Origin of the sequence: Xenorhabdus yunnanensis (genome assembly GCF_028598805.1) — a bacterium.
GTDB lineage: Bacteria > Pseudomonadota > Gammaproteobacteria > Enterobacterales > Enterobacteriaceae > Xenorhabdus > Xenorhabdus yunnanensis.
Window position 1 is genome coordinate 14,578 of sequence record NZ_JAQRFI010000039.1, and the last position, 22,658, is coordinate 37,235.

Genomic DNA, 22,658 nt, shown 5'->3' on the forward strand with positions numbered 1-22,658 from the left:
TCCATTGCCCCATATCTTATTTAAACTGGCCTTTCTGATATTTGCCTGCGGCTTCAACAAAGCCAGCAAATAACGGATGACCATCGCGAGGCGTTGAAGTGAATTCTGGGTGGAACTGACACGCCACAAACCACGGATGCGCTGGGTTCTCGATAATCTCCACCAGTTTGTTGTCGATTGAACGGCCAGCAACACGCAAGCCTGCATCTTCAATACGTTTCAACAACAAATTGTTCACTTCATAACGGTGGCGATGACGCTCAATGATGTCATCCTGGCCGTAGAGTTTACGAACCAGACTGTTTTCAGTCAGATGGCACAGCTGGCCACCAACACGCATCGTTCCACCGAGATCGCTCTCTTCACTACGTACTTCTACGTTGCCGTTCTCATCACGCCATTCGGTGATCAAACCAACAACCGGTAACTTACATTCAGGCTCAAATTCAGTAGAATTCGCTCCTGCCAGACCCGCAACGTTGCGAGAAAATTCAATCAGGGCAACCTGCATACCCAGACAAATTCCCAAGTATGGAACCTTGTTCTCACGGGCATAACGTGCAGTCATGATCTTACCTTCGATACCACGGCCACCAAAACCACCTGGTACCAGAATCGCATCCAGACCTTTTAACACATCAACACCGCGAGTTTCGACGTCCTGTGAATCGATCAGCTTGATATTGACAGTCAGGCGATTTTTCAGTCCGCCGTGTTTCAATGCTTCAATCACTGATTTATAAGCATCTGGCAGTTCAACATACTTGCCCACCATCCCGATGGTAACTTCACCGGATGGATTAGCTTCTTCATAAATGACCTGTTCCCATTCGGACAGATCCGCTTCCGGACACTCGATGCTGAATCGTTTACAAATATAATCATCTAAGCCCTGAGATTTCAAGAGGGCTGGGATTTTATAAATGGAATCAACATCTTTTAAGGAAATAACTGCTTTCTCTGGTACGTTACAGAAAAGTGCGATTTTTGCTCGCTCATTGGCTGGAACAATACGATCCGAACGGCAGATCAACACGTCCGGCTGAATACCAATTGACAGCAATTCTTTCACGGAATGCTGAGTCGGCTTAGTTTTCACTTCGCCCGCTGCAGCCATATAAGGCACCAGAGTCAGGTGCATGAACAGTGTGTTTTCACGACCCACTTCCACCGCCATCTGACGAATGGCTTCGAGGAATGGCAGGGATTCGATATCACCGACAGTACCGCCGATTTCCACCAACACAACATCATGACCTTCTGCACCACGGATGATACGGTCTTTGATTTCATTGGTGATGTGAGGAATGACCTGAATGGTTGCTCCCAAATAATCGCCACGGCGTTCTTTGCGCAACACTTCAGAATAGACACGACCCGTCGTAAAATTATTACGGCGTGTCATTTTAGTTCGGATGAAACGTTCGTAATGACCTAAATCAAGATCAGTTTCAGCGCCGTCTTCGGTAACGAAAACTTCCCCGTGTTGGGTTGGGCTCATTGTGCCTGGATCGACGTTGATGTACGGGTCCAGTTTCATAATGGTGACATTGAGTCCACGGGCTTCGAGTATAGCCGCCAAAGAGGCTGCGGCAATGCCTTTACCCAGTGAGGATACGACCCCGCCGGTCACAAAAATATAATTAGTTTTCATGCTGAACCTGAAGTTTAGGTTTAAAAGGATGATGAATATAACAGGACGGGAAAGCAGTATACCCTAACCTTAATTTCGCTACAAACCATCTAAACAGGGTAAAGTGCCACATAATCAGTAACACCCAGAAAAAAACATACTTCTTTCTCTTTAAATTCATTGAGTTATTAGTGTGAAATTTTTTCACACAACTCAGGTTATTCAGCCATTTAAGTGACATCCTTTTCACTATTTCCGTATATTTTTGTGTGATTGCAGCGCTATACCTCCTGATTTTTCACCTTCTGCCACATTTTTTCCATCTCATCCAGTGTAGCCGTTTCCAATGACAAGCCTTTGGCAAGGATCCCTTTTTCGACATTGCGGAAACGGTTTTCAAATTTTTGACAGGCTTTTTGTAATGCCATCTCCGGTTTATGCCCCAAATGACGGGATAAATTGACCACCGAAAACAGCAAATCGCCCACTTCTTCTTCCAGTCGGTCTTTATCAACCACCGCCTGCTTCGCTTCGTCCATTACTTCATCAATTTCTTCGTAGACTTTGTCCAGCACTGGCCCAAGTGTATCCCAATCGAAACCCACCGAAGCGCAGCGCTTCTGGATCTTATAGGCTTTCATCAGAGCCGGCAGGCTGGCAGGAATATCGTCCAGCACTGAATGCTGATCTTTCTCTGCCCTTTCTGCGGTTTTGCGCTGCTCCCAACTTCCTATCGCCTCTTCGCTGCTGACACCCGCTTGCTGATTGAAGATATGGGGATGGCGGCGCTCTAGTTTGTCACACACCGCCTCACAGATATCATCAAAATCGAATTGTTGCTGCTCTTGAGCCATTTGGGCGTAAAACACGATATGAAACAGCAAATCCCCCAATTCTTCTTTCAGGGCATTAACATCATTGCGTTCAATCGCATCCAGCACTTCATAAGTTTCTTCCAGCGTATAAGGGGCAATCGTCGCGGAGGTTTGTACTTTGTCCCAAGGGCAGCCGTTCTGGGGATGGCGCAACTGCGCCATAATCCCCTTCAGTCGTTCAATAGAGATAGGTTTCATCTTATCCATGCTTTAATCAATTACTGCTTTAATCAGTTACCGTGCAAACGTCTGGCTTCAATCACATCAGGTAACTGATTGAGCTTAGCCAATACCCGCCCGAGCACTTGCAAGTTATAAATCTCAATGTTCATATCAATGGTCGCAAGCTGTTGCTTAACATCACTGCGGCTGCTGACACCCAATACATTGACTTTTTCATTGGCGAGGATGGTCGTGATATCACGCAACAATCCACTGCGATCATTGGCAAGGACTCGTACCACAAGTGAATAGCCAGTGGAATAACTCTCGCCCCATACTGCCTCGACTATCCGTTCCGGTGAACTGGCCTCAAGCTCCGCCAATTGATCACAATCAGCACGGTGGATGGAGATCCCCCGTCCACGAGTAATGAATCCAATGATCTCATCACCAGGGATAGGCTGACAGCAACGGGCAATGTGGTGCATTAAGTTGCCAACCCCTTCTACGACAATACGGCCATTATCTTTATTTGCATTATGTGGTGTATAGGTTTTGTTCTCCAGATTGCGAAGCGCTTCGCGATCCTCTTCTTCTGCGGTGGTTTTGTTGAATTTACTTTGCAGGAAGTTTGTTAACTGATGGATGCGAATATCACCGACACCAATGCCTGCCAGCACTTCTTCCAATGAATGGACGTTATAACGGGCAATCAGTTCTTTTTCCGCTTCTTTGACCGTGATACCTAAGTGTGCCAATTCATTGTCCAGCATTTGGCGGCCCGCAATAATGTTCTTGTCACGATCTTGCTTGCGGAACCAGTTGTGGATTTTCGCACGTCCACGGCTGGTTGTTACATAACCGAGGTTAGGATTCAACCAGTCACGGCTTGGGTTGGGTTGCTTTTGAGTGATGATTTCAATCTGATCGCCCATCTTAAGCTGATAGCTGAACGGCACAATACGTCCGCCAATTTTTGCCCCAATACAGCGATGACCGACATCACTGTGAATGTGATAAGCAAAATCCAACGGCGTAGAGCCAATTGGCAAATCAATGACATCCCCTTTTGGCGTAAAGACATAAACGCGATCATCAAACACCTGACTGCGCACTTCATCCAGCATCTCGCCGGTATCCGCCATTTCCTCCTGCCATGCGATCAATTTCCGCAGCCATGCAATACGGCTTTCATAACTGCCGGATTTACCACCACCAGCCGCAGAGCCTTCTTTGTATTTCCAATGCGCCGCAACCCCGAGTTCCGCATCATCATGCATCTGACGAGTACGGATTTGGATTTCAAGAGTTTTGCCACTTGGTCCCAAGACAACAGTATGAATGGATTGATAACCATTCGGTTTCGGGTTGGCAACGTAATCGTCGAATTCATCCGGCAAATGACGATAGTGAGTATGTACTATCCCCAATGCTGCGTAGCAATCCTGCAAGCGATCAACAACAATCCGCACAGCGCGCACGTCAAATAATTCATCAAAGGCCAGAGATTTCTTCTGCATTTTGCGCCAAATGCTGTAAATGTGCTTCGGACGCCCATATATTTCAACGCTGATCCCTTCTTTCAGCATGTAATTACGCATTTTTGTCACAAATTTTTCGATATATTGTTCACGATCAATTCGGCGCTCATGCAGCAATTTGGCAATTTTCTTATACTCATCGGGATGCAGGTAACGGAAACAAAAATCCTCCAGTTCCCATTTTAGCTGCCCAATTCCCAGCCGATTGGCAAGGGGAGCATAGATATTGGAACACTCTTTGGCTGCCAGCACCCGCTCATCTTCACTGGCATCTTTCACTTCCCTCAAGTGGGCAATGCGTTCTGCCAGCTTGATAATCACACAACGAAAATCTTCCACCATTGCCAGCAACATCCGGCGAACATTATCAACCTGCGCCGAACAAGTAGAGTCAGTATGAGTGGCTTTCAGTTGGCGAATGGCGTCCATTTCCAATACACCATTCACCAAGTTCGTGATGGTCTTACCAAATGTTTCTGTCACTGTTTCGCTATCGAGTAGCTTGGCATCAAGGATGGGAAAGAGCAGCGCAGCGCGCATACTGTCATTATCCATGCTCAATGTGGACAGGATCTCCACCATTTCCACACCGCGCCATAGCAACAGTTCCGCATCGGGGTGATTTTGGACTTTTTCGTGACAGTATTGCCAGGTTTTGACCAATTTTTCACTGGATTGTGGGTTAGTGATGTTTAAACTTGCGATCCACTTATCAACAGCAAATTCACCTGCCGGTGTGAGATGCGCACTTCTTACCGCAACCATAATTTCTCCCTACTCGATATCCATTGGCCCACTGCTGAACAGAGCCATGGATTCCAGATGGCCTGTGTGCGGAAACATATCCAACATCCGCACACTGGCTAGATGATAACCAGCCTCCAGCAAGACTTTGCTGTCCCGTGCCAGTGTCGTGGGGTTACAGGAAACGTAAACCACTTTTTCGGGGGCCAGTTTTACAATATGTGCCATAACACCCGCCGCGCCAGCGCGAGCGGGGTCCAGCAGCACTTTATTGAACCCTTGTGCGGCCCAAGGCTGCTGGTGAATATCTGATTCCAGATTTTCATGAAAAAAATTGACGTTATTAAGCTCGTTGAGCCGGGCGTTATATTGCCCACTCGCCACCAGCGCAGCAACCCCTTCCACTCCAACTACTGTCTGTACTTTAGTGGCAATCGGCAAGGTAAAATTCCCCATGCCACAAAACAGATCCAATACCCTGTCTGTAGGTTGTAAATCCAGCCACGCCAACGCCTGTGCCACCATTTGTTGGTTAACTTCATCATTAACCTGAATAAAATCTTGTGGGCTGAATACCAGTTTCAACCCATCCACCTGATACCACGGTGCGGGTTGCCCCGCCATTAATGGATCAAGGGATTTCTCATCACCAAGCAGATAAATCGCAACATTGTACTGCACCGAAAAAGTGCACAATATTTCCTTATCTTCATGCTTAAGTGAGTCAAGATAGCGCAGCACAATTAATGGGCCATTGTCAGCCAATACCAACTCCACATGCCCCAAGCGTTTTACTGCATTCAGGCTATTCAGGCACTGATGTAACGGTCGCAATAATTGTTCCAATTCAGGGCGCATAACAGGGCAGTGTTTAATATTGACCAAATCGTTGGTCTGGCTCTGGCGGAATCCCATCAATAATGTGCGTTGTTTGGCGTGATATTGCAGACCGAGTCTGGCCCTGCGCCGATAACCATATTCCGGACTGTGAATGATGGGATGTGCGCTGATACTGACACCCGTTTCCCGCTGGATCAAGTGTTCCAGTACACTGGCCTTAGTGTTAACTTGTAGCTCAGTGGCAACGTGCTGCTGTTGGCATCCACCACATACTTTAAAATGTGGGCAGTGGGGGTCTACGCGATGCGGGCTATCTGAGAGCCTCTTCACCACTTTAGCCTTGGCAAATTGACGTTTTTCCTCTGTCAGTTGGATCTGTGCCTGCTCATCCGGCAATAATCCTGGAATAAAGATAGTTTTTCCCTGATGACGAGCAATGCCTTGCCCTTGCGCATCAAGATTATCTGCGGTAACGGAAATAATGCCTCGGTTTACGGAGCGGCGATTTGGGGAGTAAAATTGCACCATGATTCTGACTGACTTTGAAAAATTGAGTTTTGATTTTCCCACAATGGACGCCTATGACCAAATATAGCCTACGCACCCGTATGATGAGCCTGATATTGGTTCCTGTTTTACTGGTCGGAACGCTTGTAAGTATATCATTTATCTCATACCGCTATTACGAGTTGAAGAAGCTGATAGTCCTCAGCGGGATCAGTATTATTGAACCGTTGTCCATTGCCAGCGAAATTGGCATTAATCTGGACAATCGCAAGCGAGTCAACTCACTGATAAATAACCTGCATCGCCATAATTCTGAAATTGTAAAGGTCATTGCCATTTTTGATGAGCAGCATAAATTGTTTGAAATTTCTAATGACAAATATGATGTGAATCAGCTACGGCTCAGTCCAAATGACCCTATTCCGACAAAACTGACTAAGGAAGAGGATAGTAACAGCATCATCCTGAAAATGCCGATTATCTCGGAAACCACTTCTTCCCATAAATGGTTCAATACGACCAACAATAGTGAACCTATCGGATATATTGCCATTGATTTGGATCTACAGGCTGCACAACTTCAGCAATACAAAACCATTACCACTTCTATCATGCTGTTAATCCTTTGTCTCGGGGGAACAGCTCTGTTTGCCCACATTCTGGTATGTAAAGTCACAGAGCCTCTGGAATGCATGGTAAAAGCCGTTAACCGCATCCGGCAAGGGCAATTGAACAGTCGAATAACCGGCGCTATGCCCGGGGAGTTGACTGCCCTGCAGAATGGTATCAATACCATGGCGGAATCGTTGTCTAAATATAAAAACGAGATGCAATTGCATATTGATCAAGCGACTTCCGATCTGCAAATTACGATGGAACAGTTAGAGATCCAAAATGTTGAGCTGACTATTGCCAAAAAACGCGCACAAGAGGCGGTCAGAATCAAAACGGAATTTCTGGCTAATATGTCCCATGAATTACGCACACCACTTAATGGAGTCATTGGTTTCACCCGCCAGATGTTAAAAACCTCCATTACGCCACAACAGATGGAGTACCTATATGTCATTGATCGTTCAGCCAATAATCTACTAAAAATCATCAATGACATTCTGGATTTCTCACGGCTGGAATCCAATAAACTGGTATTGGATCAAGTACCTTTTCTACTGCGGGATACCGTCAATGAAGTTATTGAACTACTGACTCCTGCGGCCAATGTGAAAAACCTTCCTCTGCATCACTATATTGATGAGAAGTTACCCAATCTGATGATTGGCGATCCCATCCGCTTGCAGCAAATACTGACTAATCTCATTGGCAATGCCATTAAATTTACTGACAAAGGCAGCGTGACGCTGGATATCACATTACGCCAGCAGCAACACCATCTTGTACAGATTAATTTTACCGTGACCGATACAGGTATCGGTATCAAGCCAGAATATCGTCCGATTCTGTTTCAAGCCTTCAATCAAGCAGATGCGAGCATTACCCGTCATTACGGGGGAACCGGGTTAGGATTGAGCATCACTAAGCGGCTGGTCAATGAAATGAAGGGAGAAATTGACTTTACCAGTGAAGTCGCTAAAGGCACGGTGTTTTATTTTGATATCTGGCTGGAAAAAGAAGAATATTTATTCGGCTCATTTCCAGTGGATCTGCCAATTTCTTCGGCATCACCGCGTTTACCTATGACCGTAATGGCTGTAGACGATAACCCCGCTAACCTGAAATTGATCGGCACATTGCTGAATGAATTAGTTGAAAATACCTTGCTGTGCGACAGCGGCATCGAAGCGCTGAAAATGGCGCGAAAACATTCGCTGGATCTCATTTTGATGGATATCCAGATGGCAAATATGGATGGTATCCAAACATCTGAGCAGATCCATCACTTACCCCAACATAGAGAGACTCCCATTGTTGCTGTTACAGCTTTTCCCTGCCATGAGGCAAAAAATACACCGTTTATCGACTGTCTTGCCAAACCTTTGGATGAAAACCGTTTAAAAATATTGCTGAACCAATATTGCCAGCAGAAAAAACCACAAGCCATTGACTGGGATATGGCTTTGGAACAAACCGCCGGAAAAGAGTCATTGGCACGGGAAATGCTGGGAATGCTGGTGCAATCGTTGCCCGACATGAAGAGCATGATTGAACAAGCCTTAACCATTGACGGAGAGGCAACCCGCAAACACTTTCAGCTTCATGTCCATCAATTGCACGGTAGTTGCTGCTATAACGGTGTTCCTAAACTGAAAGCAATTTGCGAATTTGTCGAAAAACAACTTCAACAAGACATTGCTCTGACCGATCTGGAGCCAGAATTGCTTGAATTCATAGACGAGATCAATCATGTAATGGCAGCGGCTCCTGACGTACTCAGTGTCACCAGACTACCCAGAACAACCAAACCCGTTACTTTGTGACCATAAACTTACGATATTCTTCATAAGCGTAATGGTCTGTCATGCCGCTGATGTAGTCCTGAATGAGACGTGCCCGATAATAAAATTCGATCATATCTTTTTCGGCTTCATCAGTGGCAACAATTCCCTCCACTGCCTCACCATAAGCCAAACGATGCTTGGTCGAAAGTTTGTGCAGCAGGCGCGTTTCAATAAAATATTTTTTGTGAAAATTATTCTGATTCAATTCCATGAAATCCTGTCGGGACAGTTCCAGCAAAGGGTTATACACATCCAGCAATCCGGTAATAATCCGGTATCCCTGTAATTCCAGCTCTTCCACTTCAGGATGATTGAAAACCCGTTTACGCGTGACACTTTTCAAGGTTTTCAATAAACGGTGTTCATCTCCATCTCCTTCCAACAGGGCATGGTTAAATGTACCTGCATAAATTTCCGGAAGGTGTTCAATAAACAGTTTAGCGCTATAAGGCACTAATTTCCCTGTGATAAATACCCGCAAATACATGAAAAATTGTTCGTGGGCATTACGGCGGGCTTCATTATTGGCTGTTTTTTTATAGGCTTGTGCCACTGTAGATTCGAACAAATCATTCTTTCTGTGTCCGCCATTTTCTTCCCACTCTTTTTTCAGGTATTCCACCAACTGAGCGACATTGAAAATACCCTTTTCAACAGCATCGTCCAAATCAGCAATGCAATATGAAATATCATCTGCGGCTTCCATAATGTATGTCAGCGGGAAACGACAGAAATCTCCCATTTGCAATTCTTTTCTCAATTCACGGATAAAATTCTCTTCTGACCAGTAATAGCCTTTTTTCTTCATCAGATAACTGAATTCAGCCGGAGCTTCTTCCAGACGATAGGCCGGACACGTATATTTCAATACGCAACCAATCTGGGCATAAGTGAGATTCAAGCGCAGCAGATTATGTGCCAGCCGGATAGCTTGGGCATTGCCTTCAAACTGACATAAATCTTTACGCAATTGCCGGCGGAATAAATCTTTTTTTTCTTCCCCCGTCAGACATAACGCCGCGACTTTACAAGTATCCTGCTGCTCTTCCGTTTTTGGCGAATAATCAGGAGACAATCGGCGGGAGAACCAATCTCTAATTGCTGCCTCACCAAAATGCCCAAATGGGGGATTGCCGATATCGTGCATCAGGCAAGCCATTTCAATCAGACTTTCAAAAGCAAGTAAGCGATCACTCAGCCCATATTTTTCCAATAAATTTTGCTTTGCCAGCTCCGCAATAATCGTTTTTGAAATATAGCGCCCTATTTGCTGCACTTCGAGCGAATGCGTCAACCGACTGCGTACAGCGGCATTACGCTCCAATGGGAATACCTGTGTTTTCTGCTGCAACCGCCGAATGGCGGCTGAGTTGATGATCCTTCCCCTATCACTTTCAAACTGGCGGCTTACTTGCTCTTCATCATCGGGATGAATGGAAGATTTACTGAACTTACGTTGGTAATTCAACTTCTGCTTAAAATCAATCTTAGACATTAATCCCCCCATACCAAATGAAACGACTATTTAGAATTGGAAACTCTAGTAAATGGCTATTCAATGATACACTTCCCGATTAAATCGGCCTTTTAATAGTGAGTATGACACAATGAAAATAGGTGTAATAGGTGCAATGGAACAAGAAGTGACTTTGCTGCGTGACCAGATCGAAGGTCTGCAAACATTGTCACGAGGTGGATGTGAAATCTATACCGGCAAGCTGAATGGCGTGGATATCGCCTTGTTAAAATCCGGTATTGGCAAAGTCTCCGCCGCACTTGGAACCACCTTGTTGATTGAACATTGCCAGCCAGATATCGTGATTAACACGGGTTCAGCAGGTGGCCTTGATCCTAAACTAAAAGTGGGCGATATCGTGGTTTCCGAAGAAGTTCGCTACCATGATGCCGATCTTACTGCCTTTGGCTATGAGCCGGGACAAATGGCACAATGCCCTCCTGCTTTTGTTGCTGACGATAAATTAATCATTCTGGCAGAAAAATGCATCCAATCTCTCAATCTGAATGCCGTTCGCGGTCTGGTTTGCAGCGGTGATGCCTTTATCAATGGTTCAGAACCATTGGCACGCATTCGGGCTACTTTCCCAAAAGTTACTGCGGTTGAAATGGAAGCCGCAGCCATTGGTCATGTTTGCCATCAATATAAAGTCCCCTTTGCTGTCGTTCGTGCTATTTCTGACGTTGCAGATCAAGAATCCCATATCAGTTTTGATGAATTTTTGGTTGTCGCGGCGCGTGAATCCACACGGATGATCAATGCCATGCTGACCGAACTGAGCAAACAGTAAACCATCATTTAAAGTGGAGCATAGGTAATGAAATCATTCTTGAAAACAATCCCCCATCGATCCGTTTGGCTGGCATTCTCATTCCTTTTGTATGTTTTCAATGCTCCACTTTATGCGGCAGCTTCCCGTGTTATTAGTCTTGCGCCATCAACGACAGAACTGGCATATGCTGCGGGGCTGGGCGATCAGCTAATCGCAGTTAGCGCTTACTCCGATTATCCCGAAGCCGCTAAAAAGCTGGAGCAAGTCGCTGACTGGCAAGGACTCAATGTAGAACGAATCATCGCCCTGAAACCTGACCTGATTCTGGCATGGCGTGGCGGTAACCCTCAACGCCCTCTGGAACAACTCGCTGCTTTGGGAATTCCGATTTTTTATTCTGATATAAAAAAAGTAGAAGATGTTACGATAGAACTGGAACGGCTTGCTGCCTATAGCCCACATCCTGATATAGCTAAAAAATCAGCCGAAGCTATTCGCAATAAATTCAATAAATTAAAACAAGATTATGCCAATCTGACTCCTACGCCTGTGTTCTTACAATTTGGTATGAATCCGATTTTTACCTCATCCAGCCACACTATCCAAAGCGAAATTGTCTCCGTATGTGGCGGTAAAAATATTTTTGCTGACAGCCCCGTTCCATGGCCGCAGGTGAATCGTGAGCAAGTACTTACCCGCAAACCAGAAATGATTGTAATAGGTGGAACGGAAGAACAAAAACAGCGAGTCACAGATTTTTGGCAGTCACAGATGAACATCAGTATAATCGCCTTGAATGATGACTGGTTTAGCCGCTCAGGGCCGAGGATTATTTTGGCGGCAGAGCAACTTTGTAGCCGATTAAATCATCACACCGCTCACTAAATACCCCCTGACAATCAAAGAAAAAATAATTATCAGACACTGTAATTATTTTTCATTAAATAAACATTCAGAAAATATGTTCACGCCCTGCTTATTATCACAGGGCTATTATTTATCACTATAATTTAATATTAGACATCTATTAATTTGAAGATTTTTTTCTTTTTATAAAAAAGCAATGGTGGTGAGAACGTTTCCGGGGGGAAAGTCTGGGGAGGGGTATTCTTAACATGGTGGTAAGCTCCGTGTGGTGAACGGAACTTGATTAAAGCAAAGTGCCAGATAAAAAACCAGCACTTTGTCAGTAGTCTGAGCCACTTAATTAAGTGGCTTAGTATAACTTTCTATTTGAAGCATTAAATTATTTCTTCAAAAGAAGTAAAGTTATTTTAAATATAATTTCATTAATAAGGCTTACCATCTATAAATATTTTAGTTTTAGAATCATTACCATAAAAATTTATATTTTTCATATCTTCAGATCCATTTGTCGTAACATAGATATTACCCCCATTATTACTTGCATGAATTTCAGGACCCTTTAAATTACGTAAATTAATCCCAACACAATCTTCAGTACTTGTTAATCTAATTCTAGCGTCAGCATACATACCGCCTAAATCTTTAACATTGATTGAAAATTGAGGTTTAGCTCCTTCTCCCTCAATTAATCGAGTTAGACTAGGATTTTTCATATGAGGTGCTATAGTTCCGGTCATTGCAATAATTACTGGAGCTCTAACTATACCATTTACCTCTAAAGCTCTACTCATAAGAGAGACTCCTTTAGGGCCATTATCTCTAGCTTTAAGCTCTAAGCCTTTTTCACCAACAGTGATTTGACCTTTGGCTATTTCTAAAGTAAGTAGATCTTTTTTATCGAAAGTAGGTTTACCTGTAGTAATATTAAAATCATTATTATTAATAAAACTAGCCCCATTAATCATAACACCATTAGGATTAGCTATGATAACTTTAGCTTTATCCCCAACTACTTCTAATGCTCCTAAAAGTTGAGATTGATTACCACCAACTATTTCATTAACAATTATTTCTGCAGATCTATTTTTAAAATTAGGATTCTTATCTAATTGACCCACTAATTCAGAAGTTATTTTAGTTAATGAATTATTTAATACTAGATCTTGCTTCTCGACATTAAATTCTTTATAAGTGTTTCTAGACATTCCAGAAAGAGTAGGGGTAGCTATATTAACAACTGGAACATTATTAATATTTTGAATTTGAGTATTAGAATCGTTAGAAATTATTTAATTTGCAAAGGCTGGGTTGATAGAAAATAATAAAGACGCAAGAGAAGTTACTTTTACAAAATAGATAGCGTTTTTAAATATAATCATAGTTTAATCTTCTTTTAGTTGATAAAATTTAAACTGATTCAATAAACTTTGTTATGCTAATTTGAATTATATGATTTAGTTTACTATTTTAATTCTCCTTTCACTTAGTTTTACTTGAAAGAATATTTATTATGAGTCTAAGATTTTTAAATACTTAATTAATTTAACAGGAAAAATAATCTATTTATCTTCAATATAATCCCAAGTTATTTTATTCAACTTCTCTAATATAGTACTTTTCCGAACTATACCAACATATAGTTTTGTATTTTTCAGATATAAGTTTCTTATCTTTTTTGTAATAATCCATTACTTCTCCAGGAGACCAACTACGTCCGTATGAAAAAAGAGCTTCTTCTTTGATTAAAGATTTAATTATTTTTATTTTTTCTTCTTCCGTATCTACCGATAGTTTCATAAAATTTGTAAAGGGATCTATATAATATCTATCATCATCCTTATAATATTCTCTGATTTCATCATTCATTATAGAAAAACCTAGTAACTTCATCTTGTTAACTAGTCTATCTCCGTTTTTTGTAACCATAATCTTTAAAGTATTGCTTACTATATCTCTAATTATAATTGAATTTTCAGGATATTTAATCATTTTACATTTACCTTTAATATAGGTGTAGTTGAAGTAGGGACAGAATTTATCACCATTTCAGGTGCTCCACCGGGTAAATGTTGTCTAGATCCAAGAAAGTTTACATTACCTATAGCTGGCATGGGACTATGAGGATTCATATCACGTATACCTTCAATTTTACGAATATTAAATCCCCCTAATAATGAATCCTCTGTTAATCCCATATCTATCTCTATTTGTTTAGCGGTAGCTTTAGAAATAGTAACTTCCCCACTTTCCACTCCATTGAAATATTTAAGGGCCCCTGTTTATCAGTGATAAAAGTACCGTATCTTCCTATTTCAGAATAGTTTTTATCTGCACTTATGGGATTCATATTATATCCTACATTATCTTTTAACATTTGATGCTAACGTATTCTAGCTTTTTCTACCATCTCACTCAATGCATTCCAGTGACCACCTGAACTGGGACTATCTGATGGAAAAAGCTTTATATTTGATTTATTAAGAATTCCCTCTCCTTTCAATACGCCTATAGGAATTGTAGCTCCAGTCAAAAACCCCGCAACATTTTCTAAAGATTTTTGATCCAAGACATGCCAAGTTCAGTACTTAATAAAGTAACAGCGTCTTGTAAATTTTGATCATTTTTTACTTTTATATCCGAAGTAATACCTGTGTTTGCATTAACTGTAAGTGTTCCTCCTACATTAATTTGAGGTAAAATTCATTTATTTTCTTGATAACCTTGATCGCTGTGTTTAATGAAAAACCCTTTAGACAATGTAATAGTTTGTCTAAAGTTATTAGCTTCTACAGCCTTAAAATTAACTTTTCCTTGTAAACTAGTTAAGTTAGTATTTTTACCAGCTTCAATTTTACTGGCTTCAAAATTACTATCATCTCTACTTAGAATATTGATATAACCTGTAGGGGCCGAGAATTCAGTCACTACTGGAGTTGTAGTTCGATTTATTTTTTTTATTTCTTTTTTCTTTCCCCACCAGTTTCGTTTTGTGGATGTTGATTCGTAATATACGGTTTCATCTAAAGCTTGAGCATATAAATATCCACCTTTAGCGACTATATCCATAGCCCCAGAAGCCATAGCTTCTTTTAAGGATTTATTTGAAACATCTGCAATATTTTTTAAGCCTTCAACAGCTAACTTAGTAGCTTTAAATAAAATGCTCCCTTCAGAGGTTATTGTTAATAACCCTTTAGCTCCTAAAATTGTTCCTTTATGAGTTACGTGCTCATAATTATCACCTTTCATAGAATATTTTCTATTAAGAGCCGCATTAAATTTAATATTACTTCCTGAAGTTATAGTAAGATTCCTTCCAGATATTAAATTATCACCTTGGGTTGAAATATCTCCATTAGATACTAAAGTAAGATCTTTATCACTTTTAATGGAAGTTATTAAATTAGCGTCAAGAAAATAATCTGAATTTGGATCACCTCTACCATAATCTTTCGAGATTGATATTAAGGAATTCCCAGCTAATATTGATGTACTTTCTTTAGAATTAATTTGAGCTGCTTGCAATATAAGAGGTCCACCAGAATTTATCGCTATATTTCCGGAATTAATAAATGTAGTTAAATCTTCTACTCTCCCCCAATCAAAAGCATATCTTTGGTTAAATTTCTTCAAACCTATTGCAATGCCTTTTCCAGCAGTTAAATTAACACTATTGGTTTCATCTACTTTTACTAAATCATTATTACCACCGCAATTATTTGCTCCCCCCCCCCCCCCCAACAATTTATTTGAACATCGGCTAAAACTAAATTTTTACCCGCAGTCATTGAGAGATTTTTAGCCAGAATCGGGCTTCTAAGCTCAAAAGGCTCTCCAAGAATTTGCTTTGACATTTGTTCATGAGCTGGACTCATCACATAATTTCTAAGCTCTTTATCATTATTTTCAATAGTAATATCTTCATTTGCAGAAAATATGATATTCTCTGTTTTACCGACAAGTCGAGTATTCTCAAAAGTAATATTTTTTCCAGCTGAAACAATTAAATCTTGTAAAGTACCAATAAAACTAGCTATCGCATAAGGTAAATCAGTATAAGTTTTAACTATAGAATCTTCATCACTAATACCATAAACTTTAACATTTCCATCTTTACCAATTAAATTAGCAGATTTTGCATATAGCTTAAGCCTTCTAAGATCGATATTATTACCTGCTATAAGGGATACTTCGTTTTCTGCCTTTAATTCACTTTTTATTGCATTTATATTATTATTTGCAATAAATTTAAGATCATTATTAGCTTTTATTGCCCCATGAATATTGATTTCATTAGCTTTTACTATAACATTCTTACCCTCAACAGAAATTGAATCATCATTAATATGATTCATTCTGTATGCATATTGATCATCCGTTCTAAAATAGGCATCATTAAACTGTTTAGTGTTTATATTAACTGATTTATTAAAATCTATAACTAAATTATTTTGAGCTTTTATTTGAGGTGTTATTTTTACATAAGGGTTAGGTTTATGATATAAACCACTAATATAGGAATGATTCAATTCTTGTCCGGTAAGAATTAAATCTTTTTTAGAGGTAATATTATTAGTACTATTTAAGATATCGGCGTAAATATAGGAATTACCCCATGAATGAATTCCTTCTCTAGAAAATGCTAAATCAATTGCTGTATCTTTAGCTAAATCATTATCATATTTCGTTAATCTATCAAATTTGGATATAACTTTACTTTCTAAACTTTTAGTTCTAACTATCAGATCTCCCTTATCGGTAGTAATTTTAGCCCCTATATTTAAATCTGTTTTAGCTAAAATATTTCTACTCTTAAGTTTATCAGTATTGAATTCACGAATAAGATTTACATCACCATTAACATTTATAGTAATGTCTCCTCGAATATTTCGTAAATCACTTAAGTTAACACCAACGCCACTTTCAGTGGCTAGAATATTAATTCTATCAGCATACATACCACCTAAAGATTTAGTATCAATTGCTAATCTTGGTGAATTTCCTTCACCCTTAATATTACCAACTAGTGTACCTTTCTGGTAATTTATTTTATTGGCACCTTGAATTATAGTAAGGTTAGTTGATTTTGCTTGAATTTTTCCGTTTAATTCTAAAGCCCTACTAATAATATCAATAGAATCTAATTCGCCTAAACCACCATCTAAACCTTCACCATGATTTGATTTTGGATAATGTTGAGCATTGTTAATAGAGATATTAGCAATTATTTGGCAAGATAAATTATCTTCTGAAGTAAATGAATTTTTTGATTTAGATACTTCAAGATCCGAACCGAAATTTTGTTGTTTTTGGGATTCTTTTAATATTTTTTTTGTTTTTGTTTGATAATTTCTTGATCTATCGAACCAATATTATTCGGTAAAGCTATAGTTTCTGAAGAAAATATTAAAGTTAGATAAAAGAAAGACTTAATAATTTTTCTAATAAACATATGTCTATAAGTCCGTTTTGAATTTTAAAAAGTAGATTAGTTTATATATATTTAATATAATTATATGCATATGAAATTAGTTAAAGATAAGCTATAAATAAATATTTATAGAAAACCCACTTAAATTCTAAGTGGGTTTTGAAATAGTTATTTATTAGTTAAGTATAGTGTCATATGGGTTCATGTTAATCAGCATGGGAAATCCATTACCGGCTTCAATTTTTGTATTACTCGCTTGATTGATAACTGGAGCCATTACCATAAGAGAGTTACCACTTTTAATAGTACCTGAAAGATTTACTGGACCACTAGATGATACGGTTAAAATTTCAGTACTTACTAAATTACTTAAATTGATACCAAATCCATTTTCAGTAGATTGTACAAAAATCTTACTAGCGTACATACTACCTAAAGCTTTTGTATCTATTGCAAATCTAGGTTTATTATAATCTGTTTCATCACCACCAGCTTTTATAGAAATATCATTAGCTTTAATTTGCCCATTTACTTCTAAAAATCTACTTACAAGCGCAACTCCATTTATACCATCACCATTCAAACCTTTTTCACCAATAGTGATCTGACCTTTGCTTACATTAACAGAATGGAGATCTCCATTCTGATTAGATATTACTACATTAGCTTTATTACCAACTACTTCATTAACGATAATTCTAGCAGCACTATTTAAATTATGATTTTTATTTAATTGACCTGCTAATTGAGAATTCACTCTACTTAATTCGAAACTCAATGGATAATTCCCACTTCAACGCCAAATAATCCATATAAACTGCAAGCTCAAATCAACACTGTTGAATTTGGTTGGCTCACTCAAACTGAATCTTTTCGAATCAAGGAAGAGGAGGTTCCGGATTACAATTATAGTTGGTTAAAGTACTTACCCGCAAACCAGAAATGATTGTAATAGGCGGAACGGCAGAACAAAAACAGCGAGTCGCGGATTTTTGGCAGTCACAGATGAACGTCAGTATTATCGCCTTGAATGATGACTGGTTTAGCCGCGCAGGGCCGAGGATTATTTTGGCAGCAGAGCAACTTTGTCAGCAGTTAAATTATCCTGAGAAAAAAGCAACCGCTCAGGTGAATAATCTCATTCGCTATCCTCATAATTAACGAGTACTAAATCTATTCATAGGAGAAACGTTAGGATGGTTGGGAACACTGGGGGCGCGTCATCGCAATAGATGCTACAAAATAGCCTCCCAAAAAGGAGGCCATTATTACTATTTATTAAAACAACCAATATCTTATTAAAACAACCAATATCTTATTAAAACAACTAACATTTTATTACAACAGCTAACGTTCCACTCAGACACTGAAAGAAGAGCCACAGCCACAAGTCGTTTTTGCATTCGGATTGGTAACGATAAAACGGGAGCCTTCCAATCCTTCCGTGTAATCCACACAACCGCCTACCAAATATTGCAGACTCATTGGATCAACGACCAGCTCAACTCCTTGTTTCTGAATCGTCAAATCACCTTCGTTAATTTGGTCATCAAAAGTGAAACCATACTGGAAGCCGCTACAACCACCGCCTGTAATATAGACCCGCAGGCGCAGGTTCGGGTTATCTTCATCAGCAACCAGTACTTTTACTTTGTTGGCTGCGGCATCAGTAAACTGCAAAGGCAGGGCAGCATCATCGCTCATATTTTTACTCCAGTCCGGTTTTCCGGTAAAAATTCCCGGAAAGTCGTTTTATGCTTTCTGATCAGTTAGCCGCGATTATCTAATACCTGACTGATTCGTTCAAGTTTTGCCACACAAATGCAAAAATACATATTTCCCTCTCTCGCTATCTCCCTCCATATGATGATTTGGCTTCCCCATCGGGGTACTTTAGAATGGTATTCCCGTATCTATTCCTTTGTCTTTCAGGAGCTTTTATTAATGAGCCAGTCCGAAACGCTTTACTCTCAGGCAAAACACGTAATCCCCGGCGGTGTCAATTCACCGGTACGTGCTTTTAACGGTGTTGGGGGAACACCTGTTTTTATCCAACGTGCCGATGGTGCCTACCTTTATGATGTTGATGGCAATGCTTATATCGATTATGTCGGTTCATGGGGTCCGATGGTTCTCGGTCATAACCATCCTGCTATCCGCAATGCTGTTATTGAAGCCGCTGAGCGTGGCTTAAGTTTTGGTGCACCAACCGCCGCCGAAGTGGAAATGGCAAAACTGGTTACCGAACTGGTGCCTTCCATGGACATGGTTCGCATGGTGAATTCAGGTACAGAAGCCACCATGAGCGCCATTCGTCTGGCTCGCGGTTATACTCAACGTGACAAAATCATTAAATTCGAAGGTTGTTACCACGGTCATGCCGATTGTTTGCTGGTAAAAGCGGGTTCTGGTGCCCTGACTATCGGTCAGCCAAACTCTCCGGGAGTTCCTGCTGATTTTGCTAAACACACCCTGACTTGTGTTTACAATGACCTGAATTCCGTCCGTGAGGCCTTTGAAAAATATCCAGAAGAAATCGCCTGTATTATCGTCGAACCCGTCGCAGGCAATATGAACTGCATTCCACCACAGCCAGAATTCCTACCGGGTCTGCGTAAGTTATGTGATGAATTTGGTGCCCTGCTAATCATTGACGAAGTGATGACTGGTTTTCGTGTCGCATTGGGTGGCGCACAAAAATACTACGATGTTAAGCCCGACCTAACGTCTCTTGGCAAAATCATCGGCGGTGGTATGCCTGTAGGTGCCTTCGGTGGACGTCTGGAAATCATGGAAAAACTGGCACCAACAGGCCCTGTTTATCAGGCGGGAACCCTTTCCGGTAACCCAATCGCCATGGCTGCCGGTTTGGCTTGCCTAAAAGAAGTTGCCCAAGCGGGTATTCATCAACGCTTGAGCGGACTGACCGACACACTGGCTACAGGTTTAAAAAATGCGGCATCAGAAGCCGGTATTCCTCTGGTTGTTAACCACGTCGGCGGCATGTTCGGTATTTTCTTTACCGATGCGGAAAACGTCACCTGCTATCAGGATGTCATGAAGTGCGATATAGAACGCTTCAAGCAATTCTTCCACTTAATGCTGAATGAAGGTATCTACCTGGCACCTTCTGCGTTTGAAGCGGGATTTATGTCCATCGCCCACTCAAATGAAGATATCCAGCGCACTGTTGATGCGGCAGCACGTTGTTTCGCAAAACTGAAATAAAATATTTCTTTTTCTCAGATGCCGCAATCCTGTGGCATCTGAGAAATATATATGGACACCGACCCAATTCAAGTAGTGAATAATTTTTTCTGACAAAGATAGAAAATAAAGTTTGCTATATCAGTAAAAGTGTGAGTTAATAGCGTCATTGGTTTGGAAGTACAGACCTATTTATGACAAGCAAGTTTAAAGCAGTTCACCATTTAGCGTTATCTTTGATATCCCTTCATTGCGAATTCCTTCTAATTAGTTCCCATAAGTACGTACAAATTAAAAACAAACCTTATTCTGCCTTATGGCAACTCAAAAAATTTAAAGGAATTCATATGTCTAATACAATGACTGGTTTAGTAAAATGGTTTAATAACGATAAAGGCTTCGGTTTTATCTCTCCAAAAGATGGCAGCAAAGATGTGTTTGTTCACTATTCTGCAATCCAAGGTAATGATTTTAAAAGCTTAGATGAAGGGCAAGAAGTTTCATTTACCATCGAAAATGGTATGAAAGGCCCAGCGGCTGCAAATGTGGTAGCTCTCTAAGGCGACATCTATTTCAGATGTCCATGCTGTAAAGGCTCACAGTATCGGAGATATCTCTCTGATGTATCAGAGAATAATCCATACGGAGCAAAATGTATTTTTTGTAAATCAGTTATGTTGCCTGTTTAAATAGGCATACATTCAGATAGTTAAACCTCGCAAATGCGGGGTTTTTTATTGCCTGAAATTAAGAATAAAACTTGCTGTTTCCTTTGGTCAGAGTTACATATGTAGTTATGCACAATAACTGACTATGGGATATAAAATATCATGTAAAAACAGCGTGATATGGCAACAACGTCAGCATGTGTTTTAGAAACAATTCCACATGAAAATTGGTTTTCTGTCTCAGATGTTTCTCCATTCTCTGTGAGCTAAAAAATCACTTATGCGGCGCAAACCCGCTTTGCCAGCCAATTCATTCACAATTTCTTCGATTCGGGATTGTGGCTCTATATCATTATCAGCCGTGATGAGCTGGAATTTTCCGGTGAAGAGGATATCCACATTTGAGTTCTGTGAATGGGCGTAATATCACACTGGATAGAGTATCTTCGGCAAAAGTGGGGGAGCGGTTAATCCTAAATCTGCCGTCGGGGAAAGCCGATGGACGCACCATTCAGGCCGCTAATGGAAAAGTTATCACGGTCACCACTGAGTACTCAGAAATCCCTACCGTTGAATGTGTCTGGGCCATTGATGCGACAGAGTTGGCTATCCAGCAATTCAGGGTGACTGGCATTAAGGAGGGGGAGGACGGCGATATTCGTCAGTAGTCAATCCCCTCTTTTACTGTAATTAATGAGTTCTGTTATACTCTGAAAAATATTTTGTTCTCATGTTTTCTTATGTGTGCATATTTGTACGGCGAACTGTGTATCAATCAGTGTATCAATCTTGAAGATTTATCACATGATTTAACATGAATTTATTATTAAAAAACAATCGGTTATATTGATGAAGAAACATATTGTAGAAGTGATGATCTCCGAACAGGAAATTAAGCAACGTATTGCTGAGCTGGGGCAACAGATTACAGAACATTATCGTAATAGCAATCGTGAATTGGTGTTGGTTGGCCTGTTGAAAGGATCGTTTATCTTTATGGCGGATCTATGTCGTGAAGTTCAGGTTCCTCATGAAGTGGATTTTATGACCGCATCCAGCTATGGCAATGAGATGAGTTCTACCCGCGATGTGAAAATCCTCAAGGATCTGGATGAAGACATTCGTGGTAAAGATGTGTTGATCGTTGAAGATATCATCGACTCAGGCAATACACTGAACAAAATCCGCGAAATTCTGGGGCTGCGTGAACCTAATTCACTGGCGATTTGTACTTTACTGAACAAACCATCTCGTCGTGAAGTCGACGTTCCAGTTGAGTGGATTGGTTATTCAATTGAAGATAAATTTGTTGTCGGTTACGGCATTGATTATGCACAGCATTATCGCCATTTGCCTTATATTGGACATGTCACTCTACTGGAAGATTAATTTTTGCGGTAAGCAGAAGTAATCCATACAGAATGAGAAAATGGCAGCAA

Annotated in this window: 22 protein-coding genes and 1 pseudogene; 9 read left to right on the forward strand and 14 right to left on the reverse strand. The window is 40.5% G+C overall.

Annotated features, from left to right (window positions below; genetic code table 11):
* Positions 1 to 16: 16 nt before the first annotated feature.
* From pyrG to rlmD, 4 genes are all read right to left on the reverse strand, one after another.
* Positions 17 to 1,654, reverse strand: a complete 1,638-nt coding sequence (gene pyrG / locus PSI23_RS15095; RefSeq protein ID WP_273555858.1) for a glutamine hydrolyzing CTP synthase — start codon at positions 1,652 to 1,654, stop codon at positions 17 to 19.
* A 260-nt stretch (positions 1,655 to 1,914) separates the two neighbouring features.
* Positions 1,915 to 2,715 carry a nucleoside triphosphate pyrophosphohydrolase gene (mazG, locus tag PSI23_RS15100; protein ID WP_273555859.1) on the reverse strand — a complete coding sequence of 267 codons (801 nt, stop codon included), beginning with the start codon at positions 2,713 to 2,715 and terminating at the stop codon, positions 1,915 to 1,917.
* A 23-nt stretch (positions 2,716 to 2,738) separates the two neighbouring features.
* Positions 2,739 to 4,976 (reverse strand): GTP diphosphokinase, encoded by a 2,238-nt coding sequence (gene relA, locus PSI23_RS15105; protein ID WP_273555860.1) that lies wholly within the window; start codon positions 4,974 to 4,976, stop codon positions 2,739 to 2,741.
* A gap of 9 nt (positions 4,977 to 4,985) precedes the next feature.
* Positions 4,986 to 6,323, reverse strand: coding sequence for a 23S rRNA (uracil(1939)-C(5))-methyltransferase RlmD (gene rlmD / locus PSI23_RS15110; protein WP_273555883.1), 1,338 nt, complete (start codon positions 6,321 to 6,323; stop codon positions 4,986 to 4,988).
* Between the two features lie 53 nt (positions 6,324 to 6,376).
* On the opposite strand from rlmD, the gene PSI23_RS15115 reads away from it, so the two are divergent.
* Positions 6,377 to 8,737 carry an ATP-binding protein gene (locus PSI23_RS15115; protein ID WP_273555861.1) on the forward strand — a complete coding sequence of 787 codons (2,361 nt, stop codon included), beginning with the start codon at positions 6,377 to 6,379 and terminating at the stop codon, positions 8,735 to 8,737.
* Here the strand turns inward: PSI23_RS15115 and dgt are convergent.
* Positions 8,727 to 10,253, reverse strand: coding sequence for a dGTPase (gene dgt, locus PSI23_RS15120; RefSeq protein ID WP_273555862.1), 1,527 nt, complete (start codon positions 10,251 to 10,253; stop codon positions 8,727 to 8,729). The genes PSI23_RS15115 and dgt overlap by 11 nt on opposite strands.
* 112 nt (positions 10,254 to 10,365) lie before the next feature.
* On the opposite strand from dgt, the gene mtnN reads away from it, so the two are divergent.
* Positions 10,366 to 11,064: a 5'-methylthioadenosine/S-adenosylhomocysteine nucleosidase gene (gene mtnN / locus PSI23_RS15125; protein WP_273555863.1), complete on the forward strand. Its 699-nt coding sequence runs from the start codon at positions 10,366 to 10,368 to the stop codon at positions 11,062 to 11,064.
* A gap of 27 nt (positions 11,065 to 11,091) precedes the next feature.
* Positions 11,092 to 11,931, forward strand: coding sequence for a vitamin B12 ABC transporter substrate-binding protein BtuF (gene btuF / locus PSI23_RS15130; protein WP_273555864.1), 840 nt, complete (start codon positions 11,092 to 11,094; stop codon positions 11,929 to 11,931).
* Positions 11,932 to 12,335: 404 nt separating this feature from the next.
* Here the strand turns inward: btuF and PSI23_RS15135 are convergent, their stop codons facing one another.
* From PSI23_RS15135 to PSI23_RS15165, 7 genes are all read right to left on the reverse strand, one after another.
* Positions 12,336 to 13,202: a two-partner secretion domain-containing protein gene (locus PSI23_RS15135; RefSeq protein WP_309145415.1), complete on the reverse strand. Its 867-nt coding sequence runs from the start codon at positions 13,200 to 13,202 to the stop codon at positions 12,336 to 12,338.
* Positions 13,203 to 13,503: 301 nt separating this feature from the next.
* On the reverse strand, positions 13,504 to 13,902 hold the full coding sequence (locus PSI23_RS15140; RefSeq protein ID WP_273555865.1) for a hypothetical protein: 399 nt from the start codon (positions 13,900 to 13,902) through the stop codon (positions 13,504 to 13,506).
* Positions 13,899 to 14,108 carry a hypothetical protein gene (locus tag PSI23_RS15145; protein WP_273555866.1) on the reverse strand — a complete coding sequence of 70 codons (210 nt, stop codon included), beginning with the start codon at positions 14,106 to 14,108 and terminating at the stop codon, positions 13,899 to 13,901. Before PSI23_RS15145 ends, PSI23_RS15140 begins: the two co-directional genes overlap by 4 nt.
* Before the next feature lie 185 nt (positions 14,109 to 14,293).
* A complete protein-coding gene (locus PSI23_RS15150; RefSeq protein ID WP_273555867.1) occupies positions 14,294 to 14,479 on the reverse strand; it encodes a hypothetical protein in 186 nt (61 codons plus the stop codon).
* 134 nt (positions 14,480 to 14,613) lie between these two features.
* Positions 14,614 to 15,657 carry a hemagglutinin repeat-containing protein gene (locus PSI23_RS15155; protein ID WP_273555868.1) on the reverse strand — a complete coding sequence of 348 codons (1,044 nt, stop codon included), beginning with the start codon at positions 15,655 to 15,657 and terminating at the stop codon, positions 14,614 to 14,616.
* Entirely contained in the window at positions 15,606 to 17,240 is a 1,635-nt protein-coding gene (locus PSI23_RS15160) for a two-partner secretion domain-containing protein (RefSeq protein WP_309145416.1), read from the reverse strand. Before PSI23_RS15160 ends, PSI23_RS15155 begins: the two co-directional genes overlap by 52 nt.
* 279 nt (positions 17,241 to 17,519) lie before the next feature.
* Entirely contained in the window at positions 17,520 to 18,122 is a 603-nt protein-coding gene (locus PSI23_RS15165) for a hypothetical protein (protein ID WP_273555870.1), read from the reverse strand.
* 134 nt (positions 18,123 to 18,256) lie between these two features.
* On the opposite strand from PSI23_RS15165, the gene PSI23_RS15170 reads away from it, so the two are divergent.
* Positions 18,257 to 18,505, forward strand: a complete 249-nt coding sequence (locus tag PSI23_RS15170) for a TroA family protein (protein WP_373567342.1) — start codon at positions 18,257 to 18,259, stop codon at positions 18,503 to 18,505.
* Positions 18,506 to 18,703: 198 nt separating this feature from the next.
* On the opposite strand, the gene erpA is transcribed toward PSI23_RS15170, so the two are convergent.
* Entirely contained in the window at positions 18,704 to 19,048 is a 345-nt protein-coding gene (erpA, locus tag PSI23_RS15175; RefSeq protein WP_273555871.1) for an iron-sulfur cluster insertion protein ErpA, read from the reverse strand.
* 240 nt (positions 19,049 to 19,288) lie between these two features.
* On the opposite strand from erpA, the gene hemL reads away from it, so the two are divergent.
* From hemL to ymcF, 3 genes are all read left to right on the forward strand, one after another.
* Positions 19,289 to 20,572: a glutamate-1-semialdehyde 2,1-aminomutase gene (gene hemL / locus PSI23_RS15180; RefSeq protein ID WP_273555872.1), complete on the forward strand. Its 1,284-nt coding sequence runs from the start codon at positions 19,289 to 19,291 to the stop codon at positions 20,570 to 20,572.
* A gap of 326 nt (positions 20,573 to 20,898) precedes the next feature.
* Entirely contained in the window at positions 20,899 to 21,111 is a 213-nt protein-coding gene (gene cspE, locus PSI23_RS15185) for a transcription antiterminator/RNA stability regulator CspE (protein ID WP_273555873.1), read from the forward strand.
* Positions 21,112 to 21,117: 6 nt separating this feature from the next.
* Entirely contained in the window at positions 21,118 to 21,240 is a 123-nt protein-coding gene (ymcF, locus tag PSI23_RS22970) for a cold shock small protein YmcF (protein WP_273555885.1), read from the forward strand.
* Between the two features lie 219 nt (positions 21,241 to 21,459).
* Here the strand turns inward: ymcF and PSI23_RS15195 are convergent, their stop codons facing one another.
* Positions 21,460 to 21,618, reverse strand: a complete 159-nt coding sequence (locus tag PSI23_RS15195) for a hypothetical protein (protein WP_273555874.1) — start codon at positions 21,616 to 21,618, stop codon at positions 21,460 to 21,462.
* 2 nt (positions 21,619 to 21,620) lie between these two features.
* Between PSI23_RS15195 and PSI23_RS15200 the strand changes: the two are divergent.
* Positions 21,621 to 21,869 (forward strand): annotated as a pseudogene (locus tag PSI23_RS15200) (hypothetical protein); the annotation flags it as partial.
* Positions 21,870 to 22,068: 199 nt separating this feature from the next.
* A complete protein-coding gene (hpt, locus tag PSI23_RS15205) occupies positions 22,069 to 22,608 on the forward strand; it encodes a hypoxanthine phosphoribosyltransferase (RefSeq protein WP_273555875.1) in 540 nt (179 codons plus the stop codon).
* Positions 22,609 to 22,658: the final 50 nt, after the last annotated feature.